General features: G+C 59.6%; 13 protein-coding genes. 6 read left to right on the top strand and 7 right to left on the bottom strand.

Annotated features, from left to right (window positions below; all coding sequences use genetic code 11):
- The first annotated feature begins 28 nt into the window (after positions 1 to 28).
- The 4 genes from BLR16_RS20720 (at position 29) to mgrA (ending at position 5849) form a co-directional block, all read left to right on the top strand.
- Entirely contained in the window at positions 29 to 2344 is a 2316-nt protein-coding gene (locus BLR16_RS20720) for a TonB-dependent receptor (protein ID WP_170846042.1), read from the top strand.
- A 34-nt stretch (positions 2345 to 2378) separates the two neighbouring features.
- Positions 2379 to 3704 carry an LLM class flavin-dependent oxidoreductase gene (locus BLR16_RS20725; RefSeq protein ID WP_074807174.1) on the top strand — a complete coding sequence of 442 codons (1326 nt, stop codon included), beginning with the start codon at positions 2379 to 2381 and terminating at the stop codon, positions 3702 to 3704.
- 90 nt (positions 3705 to 3794) lie between these two features.
- Entirely contained in the window at positions 3795 to 4730 is a 936-nt protein-coding gene (locus tag BLR16_RS20730) for a sulfonate ABC transporter substrate-binding protein (RefSeq protein WP_058397121.1), read from the top strand.
- Positions 4731 to 4811: 81 nt separating this feature from the next.
- Positions 4812 to 5849: an L-glyceraldehyde 3-phosphate reductase gene (mgrA, locus tag BLR16_RS20735; protein ID WP_074807177.1), complete on the top strand. Its 1038-nt coding sequence runs from the start codon at positions 4812 to 4814 to the stop codon at positions 5847 to 5849.
- Positions 5850 to 6026: 177 nt separating this feature from the next.
- Here the strand turns inward: mgrA and ntrC are convergent, their stop codons facing one another.
- From ntrC to glnA, 6 genes are all read right to left on the bottom strand, one after another.
- Complete coding sequence (gene ntrC / locus BLR16_RS20740) at positions 6027 to 7463, bottom strand: nitrogen regulation protein NR(I) (protein ID WP_003413458.1); 1437 nt, start codon at positions 7461 to 7463, stop codon at positions 6027 to 6029.
- Entirely contained in the window at positions 7460 to 8545 is a 1086-nt protein-coding gene (gene glnL / locus BLR16_RS20745; protein ID WP_002555720.1) for a nitrogen regulation protein NR(II), read from the bottom strand. Before glnL ends, ntrC begins: the two co-directional genes overlap by 4 nt.
- 282 nt (positions 8546 to 8827) lie before the next feature.
- A complete protein-coding gene (locus BLR16_RS20750; RefSeq protein ID WP_024663428.1) occupies positions 8828 to 9445 on the bottom strand; it encodes a DUF4124 domain-containing protein in 618 nt (205 codons plus the stop codon).
- 11 nt (positions 9446 to 9456) lie between these two features.
- The gene (locus BLR16_RS20755) at positions 9457 to 9993 is read right to left on the bottom strand and encodes a DUF4124 domain-containing protein (RefSeq protein WP_003432413.1); all 537 of its coding nucleotides are present in this window, start codon (positions 9991 to 9993) and stop codon (positions 9457 to 9459) included.
- A 77-nt stretch (positions 9994 to 10070) separates the two neighbouring features.
- Positions 10071 to 10628, bottom strand: coding sequence for a chorismate mutase (locus BLR16_RS20760; protein WP_074807184.1), 558 nt, complete (start codon positions 10626 to 10628; stop codon positions 10071 to 10073).
- A 163-nt stretch (positions 10629 to 10791) separates the two neighbouring features.
- On the bottom strand, positions 10792 to 12198 hold the full coding sequence (gene glnA / locus BLR16_RS20765; protein ID WP_003372080.1) for a glutamate--ammonia ligase: 1407 nt from the start codon (positions 12196 to 12198) through the stop codon (positions 10792 to 10794).
- A gap of 336 nt (positions 12199 to 12534) precedes the next feature.
- Here glnA and thiI point away from each other — a divergent pair, with 336 nt between their 5' ends.
- Both thiI and typA read left to right on the top strand, forming a co-directional pair.
- Positions 12535 to 13989: a tRNA uracil 4-sulfurtransferase ThiI gene (gene thiI / locus BLR16_RS20775; protein WP_003426934.1), complete on the top strand. Its 1455-nt coding sequence runs from the start codon at positions 12535 to 12537 to the stop codon at positions 13987 to 13989.
- A 143-nt stretch (positions 13990 to 14132) separates the two neighbouring features.
- Positions 14133 to 15953, top strand: a complete 1821-nt coding sequence (gene typA / locus BLR16_RS20780) for a translational GTPase TypA (protein WP_002555714.1) — start codon at positions 14133 to 14135, stop codon at positions 15951 to 15953.
- A 78-nt stretch (positions 15954 to 16031) separates the two neighbouring features.
- Here the strand turns inward: typA and BLR16_RS20785 are convergent, their stop codons facing one another.
- Complete coding sequence (locus BLR16_RS20785) at positions 16032 to 16874, bottom strand: DeoR/GlpR family DNA-binding transcription regulator (RefSeq protein WP_003372074.1); 843 nt, start codon at positions 16872 to 16874, stop codon at positions 16032 to 16034.
- Positions 16875 to 16953: the final 79 nt, after the last annotated feature.

The following is a 16953-nucleotide window of genomic DNA, read 5'->3' on the forward strand; positions in this document are numbered from 1 at the left end:
CCGGTTTAGTCAGCACGTATAGGCGCCAGTGCGCATCGCACTGTCGGATCAGGGCATATTTCAGGTAGGCACGCAGATGCACACAACAGCTGGGGATGGCATCAGACACACGCTTCTGGCGCAGGCGATCAATCAGGTTCATGCGGCGCGGGGGCGTCGTTGTGGGTGGTTACTGATGGGGCTGACGGCATTGCCGTGTGTTCCGGCCATGGCAGAGACAGCGGCAGGGCAGAATACAGAAACGGTAGCGCTGGAATCGGTGACCGTGACCGCCACACGCCGTGAAGAATCGCTGCAAAAAGTACCGGTTGCCGTGTCCGTGATCGAGGGCGAACAACTGGAGCGCGATAACCGTAATGGCGTGGCCAGTATTGTGCAGCAGGTGCCGTCGTTGAATTTCCGCACCGGGGCTTCCAACAAGGACACTTCGCTGTTCGTTCGCGGTGTCGGCACCATTTCCACCTCGCCAGGCGTCGAACCGACCGTGGCCACCGTGATCGACGGCGTGGTGTATGCCCGTCCGGGTCAGGCCACGCTGGACTTGCTCGACCTGGAACGCATCGAAGTGCTGCGCGGCCCGCAAGGTACGCTGTTCGGCAAGAACGCTTCGGCGGGCGTGCTGAACGTCACCACCAAGGCACCGACCGAAGAGACTCACGGTTACATCGATCAGTCGTATTACAGCGGCAACGAAAGCCGCACCCGTTTCGGTATTGGCGGCAGCCTGATTCCGCAGACCCTCAAAGGCTCGATCACGACGTTGTTCGGCAGCTATGACGGCAATGTCGATAACAAGCTCAATGGCCAGGAAGTCAACGGTTACAACCGCAAGGGCGCACGCGGCAAGCTGGAATTCACGCCCAATGACGACATCACCTTCACCCTCGCAGCGGACTACATGCAGTCCCATGACGACGCGCCCAACGGCGTGGTAACCAAGGCGCCGACCCCGTCCTTCGCCAGTGCCCTGGCGCCGGTACGTGCCGACAGCGATAACCGCAATGTCGTCAGCGATTACCGCAGCCATGTCGAGGACGTCAACAAAGGCCTGTCCGGTCAGCTCGACTGGCAACTGGGCGACTACACCCTGACCTCCATCACCGCCTGGCGCGGCTGGGACAACACGCAGTATCAGGACGGCGACCGGCTTGGCACCATCACCGCCGCCTTTCCCGGCACTGAAGACAAGGGCGATCTTGAGTTCAACCAGTATTCACAGGAGCTGCGTCTGGCGTCGCCGAAAGGCCAGTTCGTCGAATACGTGGGCGGGCTGTTTTACATGCACGGCAAGAGCGACGAGACCTATCAGCGCACGCTGATCACACCGACGACTCAGGATCGCGGCATCGCCGACTACAGCACCACCACCGACAGTTATTCGGTGTTCGGCGAAACCACGTTCAATTTCACCCCGGACTTCCGTGCGATTGCCGGGGCACGCTGGACCCACGACGATCTGGAATACGATCATCGCCGCGTCTCGACATCGGCTACGACCGTCAGCGGCATTCAGCCAGCGACCAGCAGTTCCGGGTCGGTGGACGAAGACGGCAAGTCCGGGCGTCTCGGTTTGCAATACGACCTGAGCGACAGTGTGATGACCTACATCACCTATTCGCGCGGCTACAAAGGCCCGGCCTACAACGTGTTCTTCAACATGCAGCCGCGTGACACCGAGGCCCTCAAGCCGGAAACCTCGAACACCTGGGAGGTCGGCCTCAAGGCCACCACCTGGAATAATCGCCTGACCACCAACCTGGCGGTGTTCCACAGCGAATACGACAACTATCAGGCGAACTTCTTCGACAGTGTTGCCGGACAGGTCGTGACGCGCCTGATCAACGCCGGCAGTGTCAGCACCGAAGGCGTCGAGCTGGATTACGCCCTGCAAGCCACGCGAAACCTGAAATTCTCCGGCGCGCTGTCCTACACCAGAGCACGCATCGACAGCTTTGCCTGCCCGGCCGGTGCGGCGGCGTCCTGCAACGTCGACGGCAAAACCCTGCCGTACAGCCCGGACTGGAAAAGCTACGTGCGCGCCGACTACACCCTCCCGCTGGACAACGGCCTGGATATCGAACTGGGCACCGATTACAGCTGGCAGAGCGAAGTGCAGTACGACATCAGCCAGAACCCGGACACCAAACAGGGCGCTTACGGCATCTGGAACGCCAGCGTGGCACTGGCTGATTACAACAGTGGCTGGCGTGTGGCATTGCTGGGCAAGAACCTGGCTGACAAGTCCTATTCGCCAATGCTGGCGACCGGGGGCAACTACGTTTACCGATCCGTGCCGCGTGATGATGAACGTTATTTCGGTGTGCAGTTACGCAAGGATTTTTGAGCCGAGACCCCAGGCAACACGTAAGGAGTGAGGTATGAGCACGACTGCTCGACAGATGAAGCTGGGCGCTTTCCTGATGGCCACCGGGCATCATGTCGCTGCTTGGCGGCACCCGGCTGTGCCTGCGGATGCAGGGCTGGATTTCAAGCATTACCGGTACGTGGCCAGGGTTGCGGAGGCGGCAAAATTCGATGCACTGTTCGTCGCCGACAGCGTGGCTGCCGCGACCGGTGATATCGCCAGCCGCATGGCACGCTCCGATCATTTCGAACCGCTGACCCTGCTCTCGGCACTCAGTGCGGTGACTGAGCATATCGGTCTGATCGCGACGGCAACCACCACCTACAACGAGCCGTATCACGTAGCCCGCAAGTTCGCCTCGCTGGATCATCTCTCCGGTGGGCGAGCGGGCTGGAATCTGGTGACCTCGGATGCCGCCGCCGAAGCGCAGAACTTCGGTCGCGCCGAGCATGTGGGGCATGCCGAGCGCTATAGCCGCGCACGAGAGTTTCACCAGGTGGTGACCGGCCTTTGGGACAGCTGGGCAGACGATGCCTTCACCCGCGACAAGGCCAGCGGCGAGTATTACAACCCGGCCAGGCTGCATGTGCTCGATCACCAGGGCGAGCACTTCAGCGTCAAAGGCCCGCTGAACGTGGCACGTTCGCCGCAAGGACAACCGGTGGTGGTGCAGGCTGGTTCCTCGGAAGTCGGGCGTGAACTGGCGGCGCAGACGGCGGAAGTGGTGTTCACCGCGCAGACCTCGCTGGCCAGCGCTCAGGCGTTTTATGCGGACATCAAAGGCCGTCTGAGTGCTTACGGGCGTGACGTCGATTCGCTGAAAATCATGCCCGGCGTGTTCATCGTCGTGGCCGAAACCGAAGCCTTGGCGAAAGCTAAATTCGAGTCGTTTCAGGCGCTGGTCGAGCCTCAGGTCGGGGTCGCTCTGCTGGGCCGCATGCTGGGCAATTTCGACCTGTCGGGTTACCCGCTGGATGGCCCGTTGCCAGAGCTGCCACTGACCGACAGCGGCCAGCGCAGCCGGCAGAAACTGCTCACCGAACTGGCCGATCAGGAAAACCTGACCCTGGCGCAACTGGGGCGGCGGATTGCCGGCGGGCGAGGGCACTACAGCCTGATCGGTACGCCTGAGCAGATTGCCGATGAGCTGCAACGCTGGTTCGAGCAAGGCGCGGCGGATGGCTTCAATGTGCTGGTGCCGCATCTGCCGGGTGGTCTGGAAGATGTCGCGCAGTTGCTGGTGCCCGAGTTGCAGCGGCGCGGGCTGTTTCGTACCGAGTATGAGGGCACGACCTTGCGTGAAAACCTGGGCTTGCAACGGCCTGCTTACAGATTTTGATCGTTGCCGCATGCAAGTCCTGATGAGCGCAGAAAGCGGCCTTCGGCCAGAATCAGAGGCAGATTTTTATACAGAATTAAGGGATCACCCATGAAACCATTCACGTTTATCGCCGCCATTCTGGCTTTCAGTGGCCTGTTCGGGACAGCTGCTGCCGTCGAGCCCGACACCCTCCGCATCGGCTATCAGAAGGGCTCTATTACGCTGGTGCTGGCCAAGGAACACGGCTTGCTGGAAAAGCGTTTTCCCGAGAAACAAATCAAATGGATCGAGTTTCCGGCCGGGCCGCAGATGCTGGAGGCGCTGAACATTGGCAGCCTGGACATCGCCTCCACCGGCGACATTCCGCCGATTTTCGCCCAGGTCGCAGGTGCCGACCTGGTCTACATTGGTGCAGAGCCACCCAAGCCGCAGGTGGAAACCCTGTTGGTGCGCAACGAAAGCCCGGTGCACAGCGTCGCAGAATTGAAAGGCCGCAAGGTCGCGCTGCAGAAAGGCTCCAGCTCGCATAACGTGGTGCTGCGTTTGCTCAACAAAGCAGGTCTGACCTTCAAGGATATTCAGCCAATCTATCTGACCCCTGCCGATGCCCGCGCTGCCTTTGAAAACGGCAGTGTCGATGCCTGGGCGATCTGGGACCCTTACTACTCCATCGCTATGAGCGAAGGCCACACTCGCCTGCTGGCCAACGGCGAGGGGCTTGGATTGTCCGGGCCGTTCTATACCGCACGGCGGGCGTTTGCCGAGGAAAATGCAGCGCTCGTGCAGCAGGTGCTCGATGAACTGACAGTTGCCGATGGGCTATCGCGCTCGCAGCGTGCCGAGAGTATTCAGATACTGGCGCGGAGCATGGGCTTGTCCGAAGCGGTCATGACTCAGTATCTTGACCATCGGCCTGTATCACCCAGCCTGCCGATCACGCCGGAGATCGTAAGTGCGCAGCAGGCGACCGCTGATCTGTTTTACGACAACCACTTGATACCTAAGCGGGTCGACATTCAGCAGGTTGTCTGGCAAAAGCCATGATTCCGGCGTTGCGAACAGGCGTCGCCTGTTCGCAAATGCAATCAAGACGCCTCGAATATCCCCCAGACAAGAGAGGATTCAATGACCTACATCGCTGCCGAAAATCGTTACGAAGACATGCCTTATCGCCGTACCGGCCGCAGCGGGCTGGTGCTTCCGGCACTGTCTTTGGGCTTGTGGCACAACTTCGGTGACAGCACGCCGATCGACACCCAGCGCGCCATGCTGCGCACGGCGTTCGATCTGGGCATCAACCATTTCGACCTGGCCAACAACTATGGCCCGCCGTACGGCAGCGCCGAGATCAACTTCGGCCGTCTGCTGCGCGAAGACTTCAAGCACTACCGTGATGAACTGATCATCTCCAGCAAGGCTGGCTGGGACATGTGGCCGGGCCCATACGGACAGGGCGGTGGTTCACGTAAATACGTGCTCGCCAGCCTCGACCAGAGCCTGCAGCGCATGGGGCTCGATTACGTCGACATCTTCTATTCCCACCGTTTCGACCCGGACACTCCGCTGGAAGAAACCGCCAGCGCGCTGGCCACCGCGGTTCAGCAGGGCAAGGCGCTGTATATCGGTATCTCATCCTATTCCGGGGCCAAGACCCGTGAGATCGCGGCGTTGCTCAAAGAGTGGAAAGTGCCGTTGCTGATCCACCAGCCGGCCTACAACCTGCTCAATCGCTGGGTCGAGAAAGACTTGCTCGACGCGACTGAAGAGCTGGGCGCGGGCGTGATCGCCTTTACCGCGTTGGCCCAGGGGTTGCTGTCGGACAAATACCTGAACGGCGTGCCCAAGGATGCGCGGGTCAATCGTCCGGGTGGCGGCTCGCTGCAGGCTTCGCACCTGTCCGAGCAGAACATCGCCCACGTGCGTGCGCTCAACGAAATCGCCCAGCGTCGCGGTCAGAGCCTGGCACAAATGGCCCTGGCCTGGACGCTGCGCGATCCGCGCGTGACCTCCGCGTTGATCGGTGCGAGCCGTCCGGAGCAGATTGTCGAAAACGTCGGCGCGCTGAAGAACCTCGCGTTCAGTCCCGAAGAACTGACCGAGATCGACAGCTTTGCGGTGGAAGGTAGAATCAATCTGTGGGAAAAGCCGTCGCTGGCTGAGTGATGCGGTGCTGAGCTGCGCGTTACACGCAATTCCTGAGATGACTATCGTTCCCACGCTCCGCGTGGGAATGCAGTTCTGGACGCTCAGCGTCCTGCCTTGAATAGTAGGCGCGGCGCAGAGTGTTTCGAAATGCATGCCAATGCGGAGCATTGGCACTAATGACCATCATATAACCACTCAGCCCTCATCGGCCTCGTCGTCATCCCCGCCATCGATCTTCATGCCCAGTTCCTTGATCTTGCGGGTCAGGGTGTTGCGGCCCCAGCCCAGCAGTACGGCGGCGTCGCGGCGGCGGCCGGCGGTGTGCTTGAGGGCGGTTTCGATCATGATCCGCTCGAAGGTCGGCACGGCGCTGTCCAGCAGGCTGGACTGACCACGAGACAAGGCCTGATCGGCCCACTGGCGCAGCGCCTGTTCCCAGTTGGTGACCGGTGCGGCGTCCTGCGGCAGGCTCAGCAGTTCCGGTGGCAGGTCGCTGATGTGCACTTCACGACCCGACGCCATGACCGTGATCCAGCGGCAGGTGTTTTCCAGCTGACGCACGTTGCCAGGCCACGGCAGATGCTTGAGGTATTCCTCGGTCTCGGCCTTGAGCAGCTTGGGTTCGACCGCCAGTTCCTGAGCCGCGCGGCTGAGGAAGTGCTTGGCCAGGGTCGGGATGTCTTCACGACGGTCCGACATGCGCGGAATGTGGATACGGATCACGTTCAGGCGGTGGAACAAGTCCTCGCGGAACTTGCCGGCCTGTACCAGGGTTTCCAGGTTCTGGTGTGTCGCGGCAATGATCCGCACATCGACCTTGACCGGCGTGTGCCCGCCTACCCGGTAGAACTCGCCATCGGCCAGTACGCGCAACAGACGGGTCTGGGTGTCGGCCGGCATGTCACCGATTTCATCGAGAAACAGCGTGCCGCCGTCGGCCTGTTCGAAGCGTCCACGACGCAGGTTGGCCGCGCCGGTGAACGCGCCTTTTTCATGCCCGAACAGTTCGGACTCCATCAGGTCCTTGGGGATCGCCGCCATGTTCAGCGCAATGAACGGCGAGGCCGAACGCGGGCTGTGGCGATGCAATGCATGAGCGACCAATTCCTTGCCGGTTCCCGACTCACCGTTGATCAACACCGTGATGTTGGAGTGACTCAGACGGCCGATGGCGCGAAACACTTCCTGCATCGCTGGCGCTTCGCCAATGATTTCAGGGGTGCGGGTCAGTGTCGGTGCAACGTCCAGGCCCTGTTGTTCCTGAGCGTGCTGATTGGCGCGCTTGACCAGCGAGACGGCTTCATCGACGTCGAACGGCTTGGGCAGGTACTCGAACGCACCACCCTGATAAGACGCCACGGCACTGTCCAGGTCCGAATGGGCGGTCATGATGATCACCGGCAGACGCGGATGCTGCTCGCGAATCCGCGCCAGCAGGTCCAGGCCACTGGCACCCGGCATGCGGATGTCGGAAATGATCACGTCGGGTTGCTGACGGGCCAGACGGCTCATCACCCCGTCGGCGCTGTCGAAGCTTTGCGTGGTCATGCCTTCCTGTTGCAAGGCCTTTTCCAGTACCCAGCGGATAGAACGATCGTCGTCTACGATCCAGACAGTTTCACTACGGCTCATGTCGAAGCTGCTCCTTGTTCCAGCGGCAGGAAGATCGAGAATGTGGTGTGGCCGGGATGGCTGTCACACTCGATCAGACCCTGGTGCTGGCTGATGATGTTCTGGGTAATGGCAAGACCTAATCCCGTACCGTCCGGGCGGCCACTCACCATGGGGTAGAAAATGGTTTCCTGAAGTTCGGCCGGAATACCGGGGCCGTTGTCGATGATTTCGATCTTGCTCACCAGTCGATGGCGAACGTGGCCGATGGTGAACTGGCGCATGGCGCGGGTGCGCAGGGTGATCCGGCCAAGGCGCAATTCGTTCTGGCCGCTGATGGCCTGCATGGCATTGCGCACGATATTGAGCACGGCCTGGATCATTTGCTCGCGGTCGATCAACACGTCGGGAATGCTCGGGTCATAGTCGCGCACCAAGGTGATGCAGCCCTGGCTTTCGGCCTCGACCAGGCTGCACACACGCTCCAGCACTTCATGCACATTGGTCATGGCCAGCGATGGCAGCTTGTTGGAGCCGAGCATGCGGTCGACCAGATTACGCAGGCGGTCGGCCTCTTCGATAATGACGTTGGTGTAGTCCTTGAGACTTTCTTCAGGCAGCTCGCGGGCCAGCAATTGTGCGGCCCCGCGAATGCCGCCCAGCGGATTCTTGATTTCGTGAGCCAGGCCACGCACCAGCATCTTGGTGGTTTCCTGCTTGGACAGCTGGGCCTCTTCCTTGGTAATGCGCAACAACCGGTCACGCGGGTGTACTTCAAGCAACAGCAGGGTATCGCCCTTGCTGAGGATAGGCGTCACCGCATAGTCGACAGTCAGGGTCTGACCGGTCAGTGCAGTGAGCATCGCTTCGCGCTTGGTGAAAGGATGAGCCTGTTCGACTGCCTGACGCAGCGAACTCAATGCTTCGGCCGACTCGGTGAACAGCTCGCTGATGAATTGCCCATGGCTACGCTGCCCGCTGATGGCCAGCAGCATTTCCGCTGCCGGGTTCATGTACTCAAGACGCAGGTCGGCGTTGAGCAGAATGGTGGCAGTGGTCAGGTTATCCAGTAACAGTCTGTGCAGCGCATCGCTGATAGTCATGAATCGTGTTGACCTCTTTTGGCACATTGCAGTCGCGCCATGCTGGTGCTGGCTGGTCTGCGCCAGCAGGAGCAAAGCCACCAATACGGTGCTGTGTCAGTGAAGTTGCAAAAAACAAACCAAGGCTCCGAAAAGAAGCGTTTTATTTGCAAAGTCGGGACGTTTTTGCAAAGCGTGCCCGCATACGGCGCTACCCGGCCGGGCTTCCTGAACCAGATTGGGCTGTATTGTTGCGCAGGCAGTCATAGAGCGCACCAAAAAGGTGCTGGCGTTTTGGCGAGATCAGAAGAAGGGCAGGATGCTGCTTTTGGGCTCGGGCTTGTCCTTGAGCGGACACTCCGGCCGCACACCGTAGTCATCCTCCTTGCAGGGGTGAGTCGCGCGCTTTTGCGCCAGGGAAATGCGCTGCACGTGAAAGGGCTGGTTCGGTGTTTTTTCCAGCACACGGCCAAGTTCGTCGAAAATCTCTACCGACAGTTGATGCGTGCCACGATCGACATTGCTCAACGGGAACACCGGGCTGCGGCCGGCCTGGCCGACGACAACACCATCCAGTAGCAATCGATAGCTGTGCCCCTCCTGTAACACCGGTTCGCTGGTGACGGTAACGATCAGGTCGCCACTGGGATTGACCAGGGTGGCGTCCGGTTCGGGCACCAGAATTCTCAGCAATTGGTAATGAAACATCGGCTTTATTGCAGGTTTGGCAGGGTGGGCCTTCAAGGTCCGGGTCGGCGGCGTGCCGGTCATGTTGTTGCTGGGCGCGATGTCGACGCGGGTGGCGTTCTTGCGCGGCTGGTCGGTAAACACCCGATTACCCTGCGCGTCGATGTAGGTATAGACGTCGGCCGCTGCAGGCAGCGTCAACAGCAGCAACAGGCAGGTCAGCAGACGGCGCATCGTGTGTCTGCTCATGGCTTGCCGAGGTGTACGCGCTGTACGGTCAGGGTGATGGTTTCACTCTGCTGAATGATCCGATCGCCGTCTTTCACGACCACCGCGAAGCTGTGTTCGCCGCGATCTACGTTGACCACTTGAAAGCGCGGCAGGTTGGAGGGCTGCCCGTACAGGTTGCCGTCCAGCAGCAGTTGCAGGCTGTGAGTCGGTTGCAGGCGCGGCTGGATCTTCACGCCGATGATGAACGTGCCATTGTTGGCGCGTAACGCTTCGTCGGTGGGCAGGTCGGTGAGTTCCAGTACGTCATAGGCCGTTTGCGGCTGCGAGGGTGGTGCGACAGGGGCTGGTTGCGGCGCACTGTTGACGACCGGTCTGGAAGGCGTCTGCGTTTCTATGCTGTTGAGTGGCGGCAACTCGACCACTTCGGTCTTGGCCCCGTTGGGCGGCTGGTTGCTGAACGCGGTGTTACCGTTCGCATCGGTGTACTTATAGATCTGCGCCAGCGCGGGCAGGCTGATCAACAGCAGCAGGCAAATCAGACTTTGACGCATGAGACTCTCGACAGCAGGGCAAGATTGGCCGTCAGCATAGAACACATCGCCCTATGCTGCGCTATCTGCCTGATGTGTCAGAGTTTCGCAGGGCAAAGGTCGGCAGTGGCCAGTACCAGCGCCTGATCGTGAATCGGGTCGGTCTGATAACGCTTCAGCGCCGCATCCAGTTGCATCTGGCAGGTTTCCGCCTTGCGCAGTGGCTGGAAGTCCGCGTAGGCCTGGAGCAGTTGGGTCTGCAGGCGATCCAGCTTCGGACGGATGTCATCGACCAGGCTGAGCCTGACTGTGTCGGGCGCTTTGCCTGCCGCGTGCCACTGGGCGAGCAGGGCGTTCTGCACCTGTTTATTGGCTTCGATCTGGGCGCGGAACAGACGTTGAACATCATCGGGGTTGAGCTTGAACTCGGCAGCGCGGGCCTGGGCGGCGTTGATCACTTGCAGCTCGCGCGGCGGGTCCTCGACGGCCTTGCCGCTGTCCCACTTGCTCAGGGCAACCTGATCGGCGATGGTCAGGCGCTCGCTGATCGCTTGCAGCAGGGGTTCAAGTGCAGAAGGCTTCTGCTCGGCAGTGAAGGCGAAGCAGGAAGACATGAACGTCATTGTCAGCAGGGAAGTGGCCAGGATAAGGCGCATGGCAGTTCCATCTCGGTTCGGTGGGGAGATGCAGATTTAACTCCAGGCGACCGGGCAGAGCCAGCGTTGCGGGGTGAACAAAAGTTCACGCGGTAAACTCCGGGCAAAAAAAGACCTCCCGAAGGAGGTCTCCTGTTACGCCATCAACGCTGGCGTGGCTGGATCAGCAGCTGTAGTACAGCTCGTATTCCAGTGGGTGTACGAAGGTGCGAACCTTGATTTCTTCTTCGCTTTTCAGCTCGATGTAGGCATCGATGAAGTCGTCGCTGAAAACGCCGCCCTTGGTCAGGAACGCGCGGCCCTTGTCCAGTTCTTCCAGGGCTTCTTTCAGACTGCCGCAAACTTGTGGGATCTCTTTGGCCTCTTCAGGCGGCAGGTCATACAGGTTTTTGTCAGCTGCGTCGCCAGGGTGGATCTTGTTCTGGATGCCGTCCAGGCCAGCCATCAACAGGGCAGCGAATGCCAGGTACGGGTTGGCCGCTGGATCCGGGAAGCGTGCTTCGATACGACGGCCGCGCGGGCTGGAGACGTAAGGAATACGGATCGACGCGGAACGGTTACGGGCCGAGTAGGCCAGCATGACCGGTGCTTCGAAGCCCGGGACCAGACGCTTGTAGGAGTTGGTCGACGGGTTGGTGAAGCCGTTCAGAGCCTTACCGTGCTTGATGATGCCGCCGATGAAGTACAGGGCGGTATCGGACAGACCGGCATAGCCTTCGCCTGCGAAGGTGTTCTTGCCATCCTTGGATATGGACATGTGTACGTGCATACCCGAACCGTTGTCACCGTACAGTGGCTTGGGCATGAAAGTAGCGGTACGGCCGTAAGCGTCGGCAACGTTGTGTACGCAGTACTTGAGGGTCTGAACTTCGTCAGCCTTCTTGACCAGCGTGTTGAATTTCACGCCGATTTCGTTCTGGCCGGCAGTTGCCACTTCGTGGTGGTGAACTTCCACGACCTGGCCCATTTCTTCCAGAGCGTTGCACATTGCGGTGCGGATTTCGTGGTCGTGGTCGACCGGTGGCAGCGGGAAGTAACCACCTTTGACGCCCGGACGGTGGCCCTTGTTGCCGCCATCGACGTCGCCGTCGGTCATCCAGGAAGCCTGTTCGGAGAAGATCTTGAACATGGAACCGGAGATGTCGGACTTGAACTTCACTTCGTCGAAGATGAAGAACTCTGGCTCCGGACCTACGAATACGGTGTCGCCGATACCGGTGGACTTCAGGTATTCCTCGGCACGGTGGGCAATGGCGCGCGGGTCGCGGTCGTAGCCTTGCATGGTCGAAGGTTCGATGACGTCGCACACCAGAACCAGGGTTGGCTCTTCGGTGAACGGGTCGAGCAGGGCGGTTTCGTCATCCGGCAGGAGAATCATGTCGGACGCTTCGATGCCTTTCCAGCCAGCGATGGAGGAACCGTCGAACATTTTGCCGACTTCGAAGAAATCGTCTTCCAGTGCATCGCGCGCAGGCATGGTGACGTGCTGCTGCTTGCCCTTGGTGTCTGTGAAGCGCAGATCAATCCATTTAACGTCATGATCTTTGATGAGTTGAACCGACTTCGACATGGTGTCCTCCGGGTGGCTAGAGACCGACTTGATAGAGTTGTGGTCCCTTGAATTTGGGTGATGCCGGCGCAAATACTCTGCCAAGGCAACCTGCCTCACAAGGGAGCAATTTGCATGCCAGTGCCCCGTGTTGGGTTTTTTGCCTCAAACGCTGGTTTTCAGGGGGCGAAAACGCACCGCGCAGGAAAAACACGCACCTTTATGGCGCTGCAATTTGGTGCGTCGACTCTTTTTGGTGCATCAGTGATTGCGTGTACGATAACTGGTTAAACCTTGAGCAATTTCCGCTATAATCCGCGCCCCCCTTTTTTGGTCGGCACCTCACGCTCCGTTTCCATGAAACTAATCGTTAAAGTTTTCCCAGAAATCACCATCAAAAGCCCGCCGGTGCGCAAGAAGTTCATCCGGCAACTGGGCAAGAACATTCGTACCGTGCTCCGTGAACTGGACGCGGACATTGTCGTGGGTGGCGTATGGGACAACCTTGAGGTCGAAACCCGGCTGACCGACCCCAAAGTGCTGCAGGGCATCAGGGAGCGGCTGAGCTGCATGCCAGGCATCGCCAACTTTCTGCAGGTCGCCGAGTACCCGCTGGGCGATCTGGATGACGTGGTTGCGAAGTGCAAACTGCACTACGCCGACCTGTTGCCTGGCAAGATGTTTTCAGTGCGCTGCAAGCGCGCCGGCCGACACGACTTCAGCTCCATGGACGTCGAGAAATACGTCGGCAGCAAGTTGCGCATGCAGTGCGGCGCGGCCGGAATCGAGCTGAAAAAGCCCGATCTCGTCGTGCGCATGGAAATTCGCGACCAACGGTTGTTTGTCGTTCATGACCAACATCAGGGCATGGGCGGTTACCCGCTGGGCGCGCTGGAGCAGACCCTGGTATTGATGTCCGGCGGGTTCGATTCGACCGTTGCGGCCTACCAGATCATGCGCCGCGGCCTGATGGCGCACTTCTGCTTCTTCAATCTGGGCGGAAGAGCCCATGAACTGGGCGTGATGGAAGTCGCGCACTTCATCTGGAAGAAGTACGGCAGTTCTCAGCGCGTGCTGTTCGTCAGCGTACCGTTCGAGGAAGTTCTCGGAGAAATTCTGCAGAAAGTCGATAACAGTCATATGGGTGTAGTTTTGAAGCGTATGATGTTACGCGCTGCATCCGCCGTGGCCGATCGTCTTGAAATCGATGTGCTGGTGACCGGCGAAGCGATTTCTCAGGTTGCCAGCCAGACGCTGCCCAACCTGTCGCTGATTGACGCGGCGACTGACAAGCTGGTCCTGCGGCCGCTGGTTGCCACCCACAAACAGGACATCGTGGACCTGGCGACTGAAATCGGTACTGCTGATTTCGCCCGGCACATGCCTGAATATTGCGGGGTGATTTCGGTCAACCCCAAGACCAACGCCAAGCGAAATCGCGTTGAGTACGAAGAAAAACAGTTCGACATGGCGATTCTCGAGCAGGCGCTCGAACGCGCGAAGCTGGTTTCGATCGATCGGGTCATCGACGATCTGAGCCGCAATGTCGATATAGAAGAAGTCAGCCAGGCGCTGGCCGGTCAGGTGATCCTCGACATCCGTCACCCGGATGCCCAGGAAGACCAGCCGTTGCAGGTGCCTGGCGTGGAGATACAGACGTTGCCGTTCTACGCATTGAACAGCCGTTTCAAGGCACTGGATGACACGCGCCAGTACCTGCTGTATTGCGACAAAGGCGTCATGAGTCGCCTGCATGCCCACCATTTGCTCAGTGAGGGACATGCCAATGTGCGCGTATATCGACCGAGCTAAGTGCCCGGGGCTGTTTGCCTGTGGCTTGCGTCACCGGCCCCCCGACACCAGTCGTCATGCCGTAACGGCTTTTGCCGACTCGAAATAGTTAATCGCTGCCTTTAAACAGTCAGCAGACCGAATCCTCTGATCGAGATACACAAGTGATCGAAAATCTACGCAACATCGCCATCATCGCCCACGTTGACCATGGTAAGACCACCCTGGTAGACAAACTCCTGCGCCAGTCCGGCACCCTTGAGCGCAACGAGCTCAACGACGAGCGCGTGATGGACTCCAACGACCAGGAAAAAGAGCGCGGTATTACCATTCTCGCGAAGAACACCGCGATCAACTGGAATGGCTACCACATCAACATCGTGGACACCCCGGGCCACGCCGACTTCGGTGGTGAAGTAGAGCGCGTGATGTCGATGGTCGACTCCGTACTGCTGCTGGTCGACGCCCAGGACGGCCCTATGCCGCAAACCCGTTTCGTGACCAAGAAGGCATTCGAAGCCGGCCTGCGTCCAATCGTGGTCATCAACAAGGTTGACCGTCCAGGCGCGCGCCCGGACTGGGTTCTGGACCAGATCTTCGACCTGTTCGACAACCTGGGTGCCACCGAAGAACAGCTGGACTTCAAAGTCGTCTACGCCTCGGCCCTGAACGGCATTGCCGGTCTGGAACACACCGATATGGCTGAAGACATGACTCCGCTGTACCAGTCGATCGTCGATCACGTTCCTGCGCCAAAAGTTGACCGTGACGGTCCTTTCCAGATGCAGATCTCGGCTCTGGACTACAACAGCTTCCTGGGCGTCATCGGTGTTGGCCGTATCGCTCGCGGCCGCGTCAAGCCAAACACTCCGGTTGTTGCCATCGATGCCGAAGGCAAGAAGCGTAACGGCCGTATCCTGAAGCTGATGGGTCACCACGGTCTGCACCGTGTGGACGTTGAAGAAGCAGCTGCCGGCGACATCGTCTGCATCAGCGGCTTCGACCAGCTGTTCATCTCCGACACCCTGTGCGACCCACTGAATGTCGAAGCGATGAAGCCGCTGACCGTTGACGAACCTACCGTTTCGATGACCTTCCAGGTTAACGATTCGCCGTTCTGCGGTAAGGAAGGCAAGTTCGTCACCAGCCGTAACATCAAGGAACGTCTGGACAAGGAACTGCTGTACAACGTTGCCCTGCGCGTTGAAGAAGGCGACACCGCCGACAAGTTCAAGGTCTCCGGCCGTGGTGAGCTGCACCTCTCGGTACTGATCGAAACCATGCGTCGCGAAGGCTTCGAAATGGGTGTTGGTCGTCCGGAAGTGATCATCCGTCGCGTAGGCGACGTGAAGCACGAACCGTACGAAAACGTGACCATCGACCTGCCGGAAGAATCCCAGGGCGCGATCATGGAGCAAATGGGTCTGCGTAAAGGCGACCTGACCAACATGGTTCCGGATGGCAAGGGCCGTGTTCGCCTCGAGTACAACATCCCGGCCCGTGGCCTGATCGGTTTCCGTAACGAGTTCCTGACCCTCACTTCCGGTGCAGGCATCCTGACCTCGATCTTCGACCGTTACGACGTGATGAAGTCCGGCGACATGTCCGGCCGTCAGAACGGCGTTCTGGTTTCGGTTGAAACCGGCAAGGCACTGACCTACTCCCTGGAAACCCTGCAGGCGCGCGGCAAGCTGTTCGTCGAGCACGGTCAGGAAATCTACGGTGGTCAGATCGTTGGTCTGAACAGCCGTGACAACGACCTGGGTGTGAACCCTACCAAAGGCAAGAAGCTCGACAACATGCGTGCTTCGGGCAAAGACGAAACCATCGCCCTGGTTCCACCTGTCAAGTTCACCCTTGAACAGGCTCTGGAATTCATCCAGGACGACGAGCTGTGCGAAGTAACGCCGAAGTCCATCCGTCTTCGTAAGAAGATCCTGGACGAAAGCGAGCGTACCCGCGCTGCCAAGAAAGCCAAGGCTTGATACTTAGCCCGCGCTGAATAAAAAACCCCGGTCGAGAGACCGGGTTTTTTTTTGACCTGCTGATCATCGCAATGAGGTTCAGGACTTGATATCGAGGGCCTGACGTTTGCCCGCCACGGGTGCCAGCAACAGTTCGATACGCTGCTTGCGAATCCCGTCGGCAGCCGCTTCGGCCAGGGCTGCGTCGGTGATGATGGTGTCGAACTGCTCTAGCCCGGCCACCTTGTACATGCCGAAGGTGCCGTATTTGGAGCTGGTGGCGATCAGCACGGTTTGCGAGGCGGACTGCATGGCGGCCTGCTTGACCTCGACCTTCAGCGCCGACGGTGTGGTGGTGCCGCGTTGCAGGTCCCACGAGCTGGTGGACATGAAGGCCACATCGGTCGCCAGCTGGCGCAGGGTCGCCGCTGCCAGGCCGCCGACGCTGGAGCGGTTCGGATGATCGAGCAGCCCGCCGGTGTGAATCACATCCACATGCGCAGCATCGGCCAGCGCGTTGACCACGCCGAAATCATTGGTGACCACAGTCATGCCCGACAGCGCGATGATATGCGGGACGATTTCGAGTGTGCTGGTGCCTGCGTCCAGATAGATCGTCATGTCCGGGTGCAACAAGCCCGCTGCGAGCCGCGCCATACCCTGCTTGTGCGGCAACTCCACCACGGCCTTGGACTGGTGGCTGGGCTCGCTGTGGACCTGGCTGGCGATACGCACGCCCCCGGTGACCGAGTAGGCGCGACCTTCCTGCTCCAGCTGGGCGATGTCGCGGCGGATGGTCATGTGCGAGCAATCGAACATCTCCATCAACTGATGCACGCTGAGCACTTGATGCTTGCGCAACTGACGCAGCATCAGCTCCCGGCGCTGGTCAGGGATCATAGGTGTACCGCCGGAAATGGCGATCTCCTCTTCAGTGGACATTCGTGCTCCTTGATGAGCCGCCAAGACAACAGGCGGTCCGCGCATCTTAGCCAATCGCTTCGGCAATGGAAGCAGTTGC

The sequence above is a fragment of the Pseudomonas sp. BS3767 genome (assembly GCF_900099665.1).
Classification (GTDB): domain Bacteria; phylum Pseudomonadota; class Gammaproteobacteria; order Pseudomonadales; family Pseudomonadaceae; genus Aquipseudomonas; species Aquipseudomonas cerasi.